Below are 12,997 nucleotides of genomic sequence, written 5' to 3' on the forward strand. Positions count from 1 at the left end.
CTCGAATCTGGAGCCGCAGCCGCTTCCAGCCTCGGGTCCGGAGCCGGCCGCTCGGGCACTTCCGGCCTCCCGCGCACTCCCGGCCCCGCGTCCGCAGCCGACCTCGCACGCACTCCCGGTCTCGCGCCCGCAGCCAGTCTCGTGCGCAGCTCCAGCCTCACGTCGGCAGCCGACCTCGCGTGCACTCCCGGCCTCACGCCCGCAGCCAGCCTCGCACGCACTCCCGCCCCCGCGTCCGCAGCCGACCTCGTGAGCACCTCCGGCCTCACGTCCGCAGCCGACCTCGCGCGCACTCCCGGCGTCACCTCCGCAGCGGCCCTCGCACCCACCCCCGCGGCCGTGGCCCCGCCCGCGCACACTCCCGCTCACGCCCCCACCCCCGCCCCCGCCCCCGCCCTCGAACCCGCGGTCGCCGACGGCGATTTCGCCCCGCAGGGGCCACCCGCACCCGACAACGAAATCCGCACGGGTGGTGCGGGTGGGAGCTTCGAGGCCGATGGCGGAGCCGAGGCCGTAAAGGCGCCCATCTCCATCCCGTTCCATCACACGAAGGCCTCGATATGACCGCCCTGTCCGTGTCCGTGAACACCGGGCACCCCGCATCGCCCCGCCTGCTGAGGTGGCTGGTCCGGCTGCACAGGCCCGCCCTGTGGACCTGGGCCGCCGTCATCGTCGTACTCGCCGCCGCCCTGCTGTGGCTGGGAGGCCCCCTCACCGACGCATCCGGGGCGGCCTGGCGCCACTACGACGCCTGCCGCATGGGCCATGCCTGCCACTACGACCAAGATGCGATCGTCCGCTACAAGGACGTCTACAACTACACGACGTATGCCGTCCTGTTCCTGCCCTTCGCCGCCGCGGCCTGGGCCGGCGGCTCCCTCATCGGCCGCGAGATGGAGACCGGCACCGCCCGCCTCGCCTGGACCCAGGGCATCCGCCCCACCCGGTGGCTGGCCGCCAAGCTCGCCGCCCCCGCCGTCCTGGTCACCGCCGGTACCGGCCTGCTCGTCCTGCTCCACCACCGCGCGTGGTCCGCGGGCGACGGCCGCATCGACACGGCAAAGCCCTGGTACAGCTTCGAGACCTTCTACGCCAACGGCCCCGTACCGGTCGCCCTGGCCCTGGCCGGCCTCGCCGGCGGCGCGCTCATCGGCCTCGTCTCGGGACGCTCGCTGGCCGCGCTCGGCGGCGGCGCGGTCCTCACCGGTGCCCTGTGGTTCGCCGGCCACACGGCCATGCCCCACCTGTGGCCCACGGTCACCAGCGTCACCGGCCTGGACCACAACGGCCCCACCGGCTCCGGCCTCCAGGTCGACTCGGGCCTGCTGACCTCCGCCGGCGCCCGGCTCGCCGACCCCTACTGCGGCAGCGACATCTCCTGGGAGTGCCATGTGCTGTACACCAAGCTGGACGCCGTCTCCTTCTACAAGGACTACCACCCGGCGTCCCACTTCTGGCCCCTCCAGCTGATGACCTCCGGCCTGCTCCTCGCCGTCGCCGCGCTCTTCACCCTGGCCCTGTTCCGCCTGCTCAAGCGCCGGACCGCCGCATGACCGCCGCCCGCCTGCCCCGCCTGGTGCTGCGCCTGCACCGCACGGCCCTGATCGTGTGGGCCGTCTTCGTCCTCGGCACCGTCGGCGGCCTGGTGTGGCTGACCGAGGTCACGGCGGACTCCGTACGCGCCGACCTGAACAGCTGCCGGGTCATCACCCGCTCCTGCGACCCCACCTTCCTCCCGGCCGGCGACTACGCCTCACCCCTGGGCTGGATCAGCACCCTCGCCTACTACAGCTTCTGGGGAGTCGCCGCCTGGGCCGGCGCTTCCCTGATCGGCCGCGAACTGGAGAGCGGCACCGCCCGCCTCGCCTGGACCCAGGGCGTCACCCCCACCCGCTGGCTCGCCGCCAAACTCGCCGTCCCCGCACTCGCGCTGCTGCTCGGCGGCACGCTCTTCGTCCTCGTCTTCCGCTGGGCCTGGGCCGCGCACCGCGACCTGGTGGGCGACGACTGGACCTTCGACGACGTCTTCGCCGCCCGCGGCCCGGCCCTGGTCGCCTGGAGCCTGTGTGCCCTCGCGGTCGGCGCTCTCACTGCGCTGCTCCTGCCCCGCTCGCTGCCCGCCCTGGCCGTCTCGGTCGCCGTGATGATCGCGCTCAACCAGTACCTGGAGAAGCACCGCACGGACCTGTGGCCCAAGAAGCCCTCCTCCTCAGGGGAACACCCCGCGTCCCACTTCTGGCCCATGAACCTGGTCGAGACCGGCATCCTCCTCGCGATCGCCGCCCTCACGACGACGGCCGCCTTCTGGACCCTGCGCCGCCGTACGGCCTGAGGTGCCGGTTCGCGTACGTCCCTTCCACGGAGGGAGGGACGTACGTACTCTCCGAAGGCACCTGTCAGCGGGCCATGACGCCCCGGCCGCCGACGCGGCCGCCCGGGAGCCGCCTCGCGATATCCCGCACGCCATGTCGCCGTAACCAACGGTTCAGACGGGCTTGCGACCCTCGGCCAATGACGCCCACCGTGCCAGAGCCTTCGCCGCCCCCAGAGGCGACCGCGGGCAACGGGGACGCCCTGCTGCCCCTGGCCGCACTCCGGCCCGCCGCCTCCGACGCGCCCGTAAGGCCGGTGGCGCGGAAGAATGGGTCCATGAGTCAGCCGAACCCCCAGGCACAGGTCCAGCACGCGCAGCCCTCCGTGGGCTCCATAGCCGCGCACCGCCCGCACACGGTGTCCGCCGCGGTCTCCGACCTGGAGCCCGACATCGACGCCGACCTCGACGAGTACGAGGAGTCGCCGTACGACGGGCCCCAACTGCCGCAGGGCCGCTTCCTCGACCGGGAGCGCAGCTGGCTGGCGTTCAATGAACGCGTCCTCGAACTCGCCGAGGACCCGAACACGCCCCTCCTGGAGCGGGCGAACTTCCTCGCGATCTTCGCCAGCAACCTGGACGAGTTCTTCATGGTCCGGGTGGCCGGACTCAAGCGCCGTATCGCCACCGGTGTGGCCACCCGCTCCGCCTCCGGACTCCAGCCCACCCAGGTCCTGGAGATGATCTGGGCCCGCTCCCGTGAGCTGATGGCCCGGCACGCTGCGACCTACCACGAGGACATCGCCCCCGCGCTCGCGGAGGAGGGCATTCACCTGGTCCGCTGGAGCGAGCTGACCGAGAAGGAGCAGGCCCGCCTCTTCACGCTGTTCCGGCACCAGATCTTCCCGGTCCTCACCCCGCTGGCCGTCGACCCCGCGCACCCCTTCCCGTACATCTCGGGTCTCTCGCTCAACCTCGCGGTCCGCGTCCGCAACCCCGTCAGCGGCCAGCGGCACTTCGCCCGGGTGAAGGTGCCGCCGCTGCTGTCCCGCTTCCTGGAGAGCTCCCCGGGCCGTTACGTCCCCATCGAGGACGTCATCGGCGCCCATCTGGAGGAGCTGTTCCCCGGCATGGAGGTGCTGGAGCACCACGCCTTCCGGCTGACCAGGAACGAGGACCTGGAGGTGGAGGAGGACGACGCGGAGAACCTGCTCCAGGCGCTGGAGAAGGAGCTCATGCGGCGCCGCTTCGGGCCGACGGTGCGCCTGGAGGTCGAGGAGTCCATCGATCGCGAGGTGCTCGACCTGCTGGTGCGCGAACTGAAGATCAGCGAGGCCGAGGTGTACCCGCTGCCGGGTCCGCTCGACCTCACCGGCCTCTTCCGCATCCACCGCCTGGACCGGCCCGAGCTGAAGTACCCGAAGTTCGTCGCCGGGGTGCACCGCGATCTCGCCGAGGTCGAGTCGGCCTCCTCGGCCGACATCTTCGCCGCCCTGCGCAAGCGGGACGTGCTGCTGCACCACCCCTACGACTCGTTCTCGACCTCGGTGCAGGCCTTCCTCCAGCAGGCCGCCGAGGACGACGACGTCCTGGCCATCAAGCAGACCCTGTACCGGACCTCCGGCGACTCCCCGATAGTCGACGCGCTCATCGACGCCGCCGAGTCCGGCAAGCAGGTCCTGGTGCTGGTCGAGATCAAGGCCCGCTTCGACGAGCACGCCAACATCAAGTGGGCGCGCAAGCTGGAGGAGGCCGGCTGCCACGTGGTCTACGGCCTGGTCGGCCTGAAGACCCACTGCAAGCTGTCGCTGGTAGTCCGCCAGGAAGGCGACACGCTACGGCGCTACAGCCACGTCGGCACCGGCAACTACCACCCCAAGACGGCCCGTCTGTACGAGGACCTCGGCCTGCTCACGGCCGACCCGCAGGTCGGCGCGGACCTCTCCGACCTCTTCAACCGGCTCTCCGGCTACTCGCGCCGCGAGACCTACCGCCGCCTCCTGGTCGCCCCCAAATCCCTGCGGGACGGCCTGATCGCGCGGATCAACAAGGAGGTCCAGCACCACCGTGCCGGACGTCCCGCGTTCATCCGGATCAAGGTCAACTCGATCGTCGACGAGGCACTCATCGACGCGCTGTACCGGGCGTCCCAGGCAGGCGTACCGGTCGACGTGTGGGTGCGCGGCATCTGTGCCATCCGCCCGGGTGTCACGGGCCTGTCGGAGAACATCCGGGTCCGCTCGATCCTCGGCCGCTTCCTGGAACACTCCCGGGTCTTCGCCTTCGGCAACGGCGGCGAGCCCGAAGTGTGGCTGGGCAGCGCCGACATGATGCACCGCAACCTCGACCGCCGTATCGAGGCCCTGGTCAGGGTCACCGACCCGGCCCACCGCGCAGCCCTGAACCGGCTGTTGGAGACCGGCATGTCCGAGACCACCTCCTCCTGGCACCTCGGCCCGGACGGTGAGTGGACCCGGCATGCCACCGACGCGGACGGCCAACCCCTGAGGAACGTCCAGGAGATGCTCATAGACGCCCGGAGGCGCCGGCGTGGCACAGCGACACCTTGACCCGACGGACCCCACGGCCGGGCCCGCCCCCACCGGGGACGCCCTCGCGGGCTACCTGCGGGCCCAGGCCACGGAGTTCCTCCGCGCCCTGCGGCTGCACCGGGAGACCGGCAGCGGCCCGAACGGCACGGAGGAGTCCGTCGACGCGGCGCGCGCCCTGCGCCGCTCGGTCCGCCGCATCAGCGGCAGTCTGCACACCTTCCGTCCCCTGCTGGAGACCGACTGGTCGGAGAACCTGCGCCCCGAACTCGCCTGGCTGTCCGGCACGTTGTCGATGGAGCACGCGTACGCGGCCCGCCTGGACCGGCTGCTGCTCGCGCTGCACCGGCTGTCGGGGGCCGCGGTGCTCCCCGCGCAGTCCGCGGGCGGCCCGGCCGCCCGGTCCGACCTGGCGACCGCGGAGCGCGGCAATCTCACCGTCGGCGCGGCCAAGGCGGGCGCGCTCCTGGAACGCCAGCTCACCCTCGCCCGGACCCGGGCCCACAGCACCGCCCTGCAGGCGCTCGGCTCCTCCCGCTTCCACGCCGTCGCCGACAAGGTCGCCGTGCTGGCCAGCGAGGTCCCGCTCACCACGACCGCGGCCCGGGCCGACCTCGGCCCGCTGGCCGCCGCGGCCCACGAGCGGCTCACCGACGCCGTGACCGGACTGCCGCTGGTGACCGCCGGGCACCCCTACAACTCCGAGGCCCTGATCCACGGCCTCTCCCCGGACCCGGCCCCGCATCCGCAGGACGCCCCCTGGCACCAGGTCCGCCTGCTGCTGCGCCTGCACCGCTACTCCCGCGAGGTCCTCCTGGGCGAGAACGCCCTGGTCGACATCCGTCTCCTCGACGCGGGCCAGGCCCTGAACCGGCACCGGGACGCCTCGGAGGCGGCCGCCGCCGCGGCCTCGGCGGCCCGCACCCCCCGCATCGCCCCCGCGACGGCCTACGCGCTCGGCGTGCTCCACGCCGACCAGCGCCACGAGGTGGAGGGCGCCCGTTTCGCCTTCCAGCAGGCATGGCAGCGGCAGGAAGTACGGGCCAGTTGACGCGGAAGCAGGAGGTGCGTGCCAGGTGACCCAGACCGACAACACCCTGATCCAGGCGGCCGGCGGAGTGCTGTGGCGGCACTCCCCCGTCGACTCCGAGCTCGAAGTGTGCCTGGTCCACAGGCCGAAGTACGACGACTGGTCCCACCCCAAAGGCAAGCTGAAGCGCGGCGAGGAACCGCTCGCGGCGGCCCTGCGCGAAGTGGCCGAGGAGACGGGTTACACGGCGGAGCCGGGCACGGAACTGTCCACCGTGCGCTACTTCGTGGGCGGGCGCCCCAAGCAGGTGCGGTACTGGGCGGCCGAGGCCCGCTCCGGCGGGTTCGCCCCGAACGACGAGGTGGACCGCATCCTGTGGCTCTCCCCCGGCGCGGCCCGCAGCCGCCTGACCCAGTTCCGCGACCGCGGCCTGGTCGACGAGCTGCTCACCACCCTGCGTCACGCCTGAGGGTGGAGATGGACCTCCGCATCCGTCCGGGCCTGACTGCGGGCTCTGCGGGCCGGACCACGCCATCCGCAGACACAGCGGGCGAAGCAGAACTTGCCCTGTTCGACGGTCGTCGTCCGGTGTTCCTGATGCGGCACGATCACCACGCTACCCACCCTGAGTAAAGGGCTGGTATGCGCGTGACGGCACCCCCCACCCCTCGTTAAGCGGAACGACAGGGGTCCGTGCCGGGCGGCCCGGCTGGGGGTGAGCAGGCCATGGCGGAACGCCAGCACAGGATGGGCGGAGCGGTCGTCGCGGGGGTCTTCGTCTGCCTCGGCGGTCTCGGCACGAGCGGCTGTTCCGGCGCCGACGGCACCGCCGACGCCCGCACGTCCGACCCGGTCGGGACCCTGCACCGGGCCGCCGGAAACCTGGTGGAGGCGGGCAGTTCGAAGGCGCGGACGTCGATGGAGATGGCCACCGGCGGCACCCGGGTCACCATCCGCGGCGAGGGTGTCTACGACTACCGCAGGCAGGTCGGCCGGCTCCAGGTGCGGCTGCCGCAGGACCCGGCCGGGAACGCCGAGCACCGCCCCATCACCGAACTCCTCGCACCCGGCGCCCTGTTCATGAAGAACCGGGGCGCCGGCGTCCCCGCCGACAAGTGGGTCCGGGTGGAGACGGCCGCCCTCTCCGACGGGAATCTCGTGACCGGCGGTGCCACCGATCCCTTCGCCGCCGCCGAACTGCTGCGCGGCACCCGCACGGCGACCTACCTCGGCCGCACGGAGCTGGCCGGCACCGAGGTGCGGCACTACCGTGGCGTGGCCGACCTCACACTCGCCGCGCGGGGCGCAGGCCAGGGCGCCCGGGACGCGCTGGCCGCGGCGGCGAAAGGGTTCGCCACCGCCGAGGTGCCCTTCGACGTCTATCTCGACGACGCGGGCCGCATCCGCAAGGTCAGACACCGGTTCAGCTTCGTCAACGGCCGTCAGAAAGGTACCGTCGCGGTGGCCTCGACGACGCTGCTGTACGACTTCGGGGCCCCCGTCGACGTATCCCTGCCGAAGGCGAGTGACATCTACGCCGGGAAGATCGCAGAGGGATGAGGGCGGGCGCGTGGTTCAGTGACGGGCGTCAAGAACTAGCCCTTCCGTGCCATGCGCGGTGTGTAGGCCGCTCCCTACTCTAGGAAGTCGGTGACGGCAGAGAAGAGGTGATGCACGTGGCTCCGGTCGGCGGTACGGCAGTTCAGGACCACGTGGCCCTCGCCGAGATCGAGCTGTGCGGGGACCTGATCATCGCGGCCTCGGCCGCGCGCGAGGACCGGCTCAGCATGGATTGCATCGACGAGGTGCTCAGAGTGGCCGAGGAACGCGAGGAGCCGGTCGGCCGGTGACCTGGGGCCTGTCCGGGCCGTCGGGCCGGGGCGCTCAGGTGCGCAGCAGGCGGCCGATGGCCTTCGTGGCCTCCTCGACCTTGGCGTCGATCTCGTCGCCGCCCTTGACGGCCGCGTCGGCGACGCAGTGCCGCAGGTGTTCCTCCAGGAGCTGCAGCGCGAAGGACTGCAGGGCCTTGGTGGAGGCGGACACCTGGGTGAGTATGTCGATGCAGTAGGTGTCCTCCTCGACCATGCGCTGCAGGCCGCGGATCTGGCCCTCGATCCGGCGCAGCCGCTTGAGGTGCTCGTCCTTCTGCTTGTGGTAGCCGTGCGTGACGTGCTCGTGGCCGCCGCTCTCGATGTCCTCGGAGGGGGCCGTGGCGCCGGCCTGTGTCGTCGTCATCGCGTCCTCCGTGTCACGGGGCGATCACATACCCCTGCTGGGTATATGGTAACGAACTTTGCTGGGTATAGGGCCCTTGGTACTGCCCCCGTGCTGATCACCGTGCCCGATGGGCGACACTGATGGGCGGCCCATTAGCCGTGGCCGGATGATGCCCTTAGCATCAGCCTGACCGAAACCGATGCAATCCGAGGACCCCTTGTGCGCTTTCGTCTGACCCCCAGGGAGACGAGCTTCTACGACATGTTCGCCGCGTCCGCGGACAACATCGTCACGGGCTCGAAACTCCTGATGGAACTGCTCGGGGCGGACACCGCCGGCCGGGCCGAGATCGCAGAGCGCATGCGGGCAGCCGAACACGCAGGCGACGACGCCACGCACGCGATTTTCCACCAGCTGAACTCCTCCTTCATCACGCCCTTCGACCGCGAGGACATCTACAACCTCGCGTCCTGCCTCGACGACATCATGGACTTCATGGAGGAGGCCGTCGACCTCGTCGTCCTCTACAACGTCGAGGAACTGCCCAAGGGCGTCGAGCAGCAGATCGAGGTCCTGGCGCGGGCGGCGGAACTGACCGCCGAGGCCATGCCCAACCTGCGCACGATGGACAACCTCACCGAGTACTGGATCGAGGTCAACCGCCTGGAGAACCAGGCCGACCAGATCCACAGAAAGCTTCTTGCCCATCTCTTCAACGGCAAGTACGACGCCATCGAGGTGCTGAAGCTCAAGCAGATCGTGGACGTCCTGGAAGAGGCGGCCGACGCGTTCGAGCACGTGGCGAACACGGTGGAGACCATCGCCGTCAAGGAGTCCTGAGGCGTCGATGGACACCTTCGCTCTCATCGTGACCATCGCGGTCGCGCTCTTCTTCACGTACACCAACGGCTTCCACGACTCGGCGAACGCGATCGCGACGTCCGTGTCGACGCGGGCGCTGACCCCGCGGGCGGCGCTGGCCATGGCCGCCGTGATGAACCTCGCCGGCGCCTTCCTCGGTTCCGGTGTCGCCAAGACCGTCAGCGAGGGCCTGATCGAGACGCCCGAGGGCTCCAAGGGGATGGGCATCCTCTTCGCGGCACTGGTCGGCGCCATCGTCTGGAACCTGGTCACCTGGTACTTCGGCCTGCCCTCCTCGTCCTCGCACGCGCTGTTCGGCGGCATGGTGGGCGCGGCCCTCGCGGGCGGCACCGACGTGATCTGGCACGGGGTGCTCGACAAGGTCGTCATCCCGATGTTCGTCTCGCCGGTGGTCGGCCTGGTGGCCGGCTACCTCGTCATGACGGCGATCATGTGGATGTTCCGCCGGTCCAACCCGCACAAGGCCAAGCGGGGCTTCCGGATCGCGCAGACGGTGTCCGCGGCCGGCATGGCCCTTGGCCACGGTCTGCAGGACGCGCAGAAGACCATGGGCATCGTGGTGATGGCACTGGTCATTTCCGGCCACGAGACGTACGGCGACCCGATCCCGGTCTGGGTGAAGATCGCCTGCGCCCTGATGCTGTCCCTCGGCACCTACGCGGGCGGCTGGCGCATCATGCGCACCCTGGGCCGGAAGATCATCGAGCTGGATCCCCCGCAGGGCTTCGCCGCCGAGACGACCGGCGCGGCGATCATGTTCACCACCGCGTACCTCTTCAAGGCCCCGGTCTCCACGACCCACGTCATCACCTCCGCCATCATGGGCGTCGGTGCCACCAAGCGCGTGAAGGCCGTGCGCTGGGGGGTCGCCAAGAACATCGTCCTGGGCTGGTTCATCACGATGCCGGCGGCCGCGCTCGTGGCGGCGGGGTCGTTCGGACTCGTGAACCTGGCGTTCCTGTAGCCCTGTTGGACGCCGGGGGCAGTGGCCCCGGTGCTCTTCGGACAACGACGACGGGCCCGCCCCCGGGAGCCGGGGGCGGGCCCTTCATCGACCTCACGGTGGCACCGCCATGCAGCACCGTGAGGGGTCGTACCGGCTCGGGTTCGGCTCAGCCGAAGCGGCCGGAGATGTAGTCCTCGGTCGCCTGGACCGACGGGTTGGAGAAGATCCGCTCGGTGTCGTCGATCTCGATCAGCTTGCCGGGCTGACCGACGGCGGCCAGGTTGAAGAACGCCGTGCGGTCCGAGACACGCGCCGCCTGCTGCATGTTGTGCGTCACGATGACGATCGTGAAGCGCTCCTTCAGCTCACCGATCAGGTCCTCGATGGCGAGGGTGGAGATCGGGTCCAGGGCGGAGCAGGGCTCGTCCATCAGCAGCACCTTGGGCTCGACCGCGATCGCGCGGGCGATGCACAGACGCTGCTGCTGACCGCCGGACAGGCCCGAACCGGGCTTGTTCAGCCGGTCCTTGACCTCGTTCCAGAGGTTCGCGCCCTTGAGCGACTTCTCGACGATGTCGTTGAGCTCGTTCTTCTTGTACGAGCCGGACAGCTTCAGGCCCGCCGCTACGTTCTCGAACACGGACATCGTCGGGAAGGGGTTGGGCCGCTGGAAGACCATGCCGACCTCGCGCCGCACGGCCACCGGGTCGATCCCGGCGCCGTACAGGTTCTCGTCGTCGAGCATGACCTTGCCCTCGACCCGGCCGCCCGAGGTGACCTCGTGCATCCGGTTCAGGGTGCGCAGGAACGTGGACTTGCCACAGCCGGACGGGCCGATGAAGGCCGTCACGCTGCGGGGCTCGATGGCCATCGAGATGTCCTCGATGGCGCGGAAGGAGCCGTAGTAGGCGCTGAGGCCGCTGACGTCGATTCGCTTGGCCATGGAAATCACTGCTTCTTTCGAGGGGAGTCAGGTCGCTGTATGGCCGCGTCAGCGACCGGACTTCGGGGCCTTCCAGCGGGCGACGCCGCGAGCCACGAGGTTGAGGATCATCACGAAGGCGATCAGCGTGAGCGACGCCGCCCAGGCCCGGTCGTACGCCGCGTTGGCGCCCGCGCTGTTCGCGTACTGCTGGTAGATGTACAGCGGCAGCGACTGTTGCGCACCCTCGAAGGGGTTGTTGTTGATGAACCGGTTGCCGAACACCAGCAGCAGCACCGGGGCCGTCTCACCCGCGATACGGGCGACCGCCAGCATGATGCCGGTGGTGATGCCGCCGATGGAGGTCGGCAGGACCACCTTCAGGATGGTGCGCCACTTCGGGATGCCGAGCGCGAGGGAGGCCTCGCGCAGTTCGTTCGGGACGAGCTTGAGCATCTCCTCGGTGGAGCGGACCACGACCGGCATCATCAGGATCGCCAGAGCCAGCGAACCGGCGAAGCCGAAGGGCTCCAGGTCGAAGATCAGCATGAGGCTGAGGATGAACAGGCCCGCGACGATCGAGGGGATACCGGTCATCACGTCGACGAAGAAGGTGATCGCCCGGGAGAGGTTGCCCCGGCCGTACTCCACCAGGTAGACGGCGGTGAGCACGCCGATCGGCGCCGCGATGACGGTGGCGAGACCGACCTGCTCCAGGCTGCCGATGATGGCGTGGTAGATGCCGCCGCCGGGCTGGTTGTCGGTGACGATGCCCATCGAGTGGGTCAGGAAGAAGATGTCGAGGACCTTCGTGCCACGCGCGACGGTCGTCCACACCAGGGAGATCAGCGGCACCAGGGCGATCAGGAAGGCCACCCAGACCAGCCCGGTCGCGATCCGGTCCTTGGCCTGCCGGCCGCCCTCGACCCGTGCGGAGATGCCGTACGTGCCGACGAGGAAGAGCAGACCGGCGATCAGGCCCCACTGGATCCTGCTGTCGAGGCCGAAGACCAGCCCGATGACGACGGCGAGGACCACGGAGCCGCCCGCGATCGCGAACGGCGACCACTTCGGCAGGATCGCGCCGCGCAGCGTGCTGGGCGCACGGTCGGCGACGGGTGCTGGGTTGCTCATGCGTTGGCCCCCGAGTACTCCTTGCGGCGGGCGATGATCATGCGTGCCGCGCCGTTGACCAGCAGGGTGATGACGAACAGGACCAGACCGGAGGCGATGAGCGCGTCACGGCCGAACTCGTCCGCCTCGCCGAACTTGCTGGCGATGTTCTGGGCGAAGGTGCCACCGCCCGGGTTGAGCAGGCTGCCGTGGATCAGGAAGTCCGGGGAGAGCACGGTCGCGACGGCCATCGTCTCGCCGAGGGCGCGGCCGAGGCCGAGCATCGAGGCGGAGATGACGCCGGAGCGGCCGAAGGGCAGGACGGACATCCGGATGACCTCCCAGCGCGTGGCGCCGAGGGCCAGGGCCGCTTCCTCGATCATCTGCGGGGACTGGCGGAAGACCTCGCGGCTCACGTTGGTGATGACCGGCAGGATCATGATCGCGAGCAGGATGCCGACGGTGAGCATCGAGCGCGGGGCGCCCTCGTCCCACGAGAAGAGGCCGGACCAGCTGAAGTAGTCGTTGAGCCAGCTGAACAGTCCCGTCATGTGCGGAACCAGTATCAGCGCGCCCCACAGGCCGTAGACGATCGACGGCACGGCGGCGAGCAGGTCGATCACGTAGGCGATGGGACCGCTCAGCCTGCGCGGGGCGTAGTGCGTGAGGAACAGCGCGATGGCCACGGCGATCGGGACCGCGAGGACCATGGCGATGATCGAGGAGATCACCGTGCCGTAGGCCAGGACCGCGATACCGAAGCTCGGCGGCTGGACGCCGGTGTTCCACTCGAAGGTGGTGAAGAAGTTCGTGTGGTCCTTGCTGATCGCGAGCGAGGCGCGATAGGTGAGGAAGACCGCGATCGCGGCCATGATCACCAGCAGCAGGATGCCCGAGCCGCGGGAAAGACCGAGGAAGATCCGGTCTCCGGGTCGGGTGACGCCGCGGGCCGCGGCTTTCTGCTCGGTCTCCGTCGGCTGTGAGGTGGGAGGTGGGGCGTCGGTGTTCTGTGTCGTTATGTCCATCG

At 70.1% G+C, this 12,997-nt stretch carries 14 protein-coding genes; 10 read left to right on the forward strand and 4 right to left on the reverse strand.

The window, feature by feature from the left end; all coding sequences use genetic code 11:
• Nucleotides 1–249: 249 nt before the first annotated feature.
• From ACIQI8_RS34965 to ACIQI8_RS35000, 8 genes are all read left to right on the forward strand, one after another.
• On the forward strand, nt 250–564 hold the full coding sequence (locus ACIQI8_RS34965; protein WP_402359593.1) for a hypothetical protein: 315 nt from the start codon (nt 250–252) through the stop codon (nt 562–564).
• Nucleotides 561–1,553 (forward strand): ABC transporter permease, encoded by a 993-nt coding sequence (locus ACIQI8_RS34970; RefSeq protein WP_402359596.1) that lies wholly within the window; start codon nt 561–563, stop codon nt 1,551–1,553. The genes ACIQI8_RS34965 and ACIQI8_RS34970 overlap by 4 nt, the downstream gene beginning before the upstream one ends.
• On the forward strand, nt 1,550–2,332 hold the full coding sequence (locus ACIQI8_RS34975; RefSeq protein ID WP_402359599.1) for a hypothetical protein: 783 nt from the start codon (nt 1,550–1,552) through the stop codon (nt 2,330–2,332). Before ACIQI8_RS34970 ends, ACIQI8_RS34975 begins: the two co-directional genes overlap by 4 nt.
• Before the next feature lie 179 nt (nt 2,333–2,511).
• Nucleotides 2,512–4,881 carry an RNA degradosome polyphosphate kinase gene (locus ACIQI8_RS34980; RefSeq protein WP_402359602.1) on the forward strand — a complete coding sequence of 790 codons (2,370 nt, stop codon included), beginning with the start codon at nt 2,512–2,514 and terminating at the stop codon, nt 4,879–4,881.
• Entirely contained in the window at nt 4,862–5,911 is a 1,050-nt protein-coding gene (locus tag ACIQI8_RS34985; protein WP_402359605.1) for a CHAD domain-containing protein, read from the forward strand. The genes ACIQI8_RS34980 and ACIQI8_RS34985 overlap by 20 nt, the downstream gene beginning before the upstream one ends.
• A gap of 25 nt (nt 5,912–5,936) precedes the next feature.
• A complete protein-coding gene (locus tag ACIQI8_RS34990) occupies nt 5,937–6,359 on the forward strand; it encodes an NUDIX hydrolase (RefSeq protein ID WP_402359608.1) in 423 nt (140 codons plus the stop codon).
• Between the two features lie 257 nt (nt 6,360–6,616).
• A complete protein-coding gene (locus ACIQI8_RS34995; protein WP_402359611.1) occupies nt 6,617–7,450 on the forward strand; it encodes a hypothetical protein in 834 nt (277 codons plus the stop codon).
• A 110-nt stretch (nt 7,451–7,560) separates the two neighbouring features.
• Nucleotides 7,561–7,740, forward strand: coding sequence for a hypothetical protein (locus tag ACIQI8_RS35000; protein ID WP_123996602.1), 180 nt, complete (start codon nt 7,561–7,563; stop codon nt 7,738–7,740).
• Between the two features lie 34 nt (nt 7,741–7,774).
• Here ACIQI8_RS35000 and ACIQI8_RS35005 read toward each other — a convergent pair whose 3' ends face one another.
• On the reverse strand, nt 7,775–8,125 hold the full coding sequence (locus tag ACIQI8_RS35005; protein WP_402359614.1) for a metal-sensitive transcriptional regulator: 351 nt from the start codon (nt 8,123–8,125) through the stop codon (nt 7,775–7,777).
• 201 nt (nt 8,126–8,326) lie between these two features.
• Here ACIQI8_RS35005 and ACIQI8_RS35010 point away from each other — a divergent pair, with 201 nt between their 5' ends.
• Entirely contained in the window at nt 8,327–8,947 is a 621-nt protein-coding gene (locus ACIQI8_RS35010) for a DUF47 domain-containing protein (RefSeq protein ID WP_048585568.1), read from the forward strand.
• A 7-nt stretch (nt 8,948–8,954) separates the two neighbouring features.
• The gene (locus ACIQI8_RS35015) at nt 8,955–9,953 is read left to right on the forward strand and encodes an anion permease (protein WP_401715610.1); all 999 of its coding nucleotides are present in this window, start codon (nt 8,955–8,957) and stop codon (nt 9,951–9,953) included.
• Between the two features lie 148 nt (nt 9,954–10,101).
• Here the strand turns inward: ACIQI8_RS35015 and pstB are convergent, their stop codons facing one another.
• Genes pstB through pstC form a run of 3 tightly spaced genes read right to left on the reverse strand, consistent with a single transcriptional unit; the run spans nt 10,102 to nt 12,995 of the window.
• Nucleotides 10,102–10,878, reverse strand: a complete 777-nt coding sequence (pstB, locus tag ACIQI8_RS35020) for a phosphate ABC transporter ATP-binding protein PstB (protein WP_401715608.1) — start codon at nt 10,876–10,878, stop codon at nt 10,102–10,104.
• Between the two features lie 48 nt (nt 10,879–10,926).
• On the reverse strand, nt 10,927–11,991 hold the full coding sequence (gene pstA, locus ACIQI8_RS35025) for a phosphate ABC transporter permease PstA (RefSeq protein WP_402359618.1): 1,065 nt from the start codon (nt 11,989–11,991) through the stop codon (nt 10,927–10,929).
• On the reverse strand, nt 11,988–12,995 hold the full coding sequence (gene pstC / locus ACIQI8_RS35030) for a phosphate ABC transporter permease subunit PstC (protein ID WP_402359621.1): 1,008 nt from the start codon (nt 12,993–12,995) through the stop codon (nt 11,988–11,990). The genes pstA and pstC overlap by 4 nt, the downstream gene beginning before the upstream one ends.
• Nucleotides 12,996–12,997: the final 2 nt, after the last annotated feature.

The organism is Streptomyces sp. NPDC092369 (genome assembly GCF_044755245.1).
In the GTDB taxonomy this organism is placed as follows: Bacteria; Actinomycetota; Actinomycetes; order Streptomycetales; family Streptomycetaceae; genus Streptomyces.

What these genes read in the sequence shown, in the direction of transcription:
- pstC (WP_402359621.1), bottom strand. Translation starts at nt 12,995, where the DNA reads ATGGACATAACGACACAGAACACCGACGCCCCACCTCCCACCTCACAG.
- ACIQI8_RS34980 (WP_402359602.1), top strand. Translation starts at nt 2,512, where the DNA reads ATGACGCCCACCGTGCCAGAGCCTTCGCCGCCCCCAGAGGCGACCGCG.
- pstB (WP_401715608.1), bottom strand. Translation starts at nt 10,878, where the DNA reads ATGGCCAAGCGAATCGACGTCAGCGGCCTCAGCGCCTACTACGGCTCC.
- ACIQI8_RS34995 (WP_402359611.1), top strand. Translation starts at nt 6,617, where the DNA reads ATGGCGGAACGCCAGCACAGGATGGGCGGAGCGGTCGTCGCGGGGGTC.
- ACIQI8_RS35000 (WP_123996602.1), top strand. Translation starts at nt 7,561, where the DNA reads ATGCACGTGGCTCCGGTCGGCGGTACGGCAGTTCAGGACCACGTGGCC.
- ACIQI8_RS35005 (WP_402359614.1), bottom strand. Translation starts at nt 8,125, where the DNA reads ATGACGACGACACAGGCCGGCGCCACGGCCCCCTCCGAGGACATCGAG.
- pstA (WP_402359618.1), bottom strand. Translation starts at nt 11,991, where the DNA reads ATGAGCAACCCAGCACCCGTCGCCGACCGTGCGCCCAGCACGCTGCGC.
- ACIQI8_RS34970 (WP_402359596.1), top strand. Translation starts at nt 561, where the DNA reads ATGACCGCCCTGTCCGTGTCCGTGAACACCGGGCACCCCGCATCGCCC.
- ACIQI8_RS35015 (WP_401715610.1), top strand. Translation starts at nt 8,955, where the DNA reads ATGGACACCTTCGCTCTCATCGTGACCATCGCGGTCGCGCTCTTCTTC.
- ACIQI8_RS34975 (WP_402359599.1), top strand. Translation starts at nt 1,550, where the DNA reads ATGACCGCCGCCCGCCTGCCCCGCCTGGTGCTGCGCCTGCACCGCACG.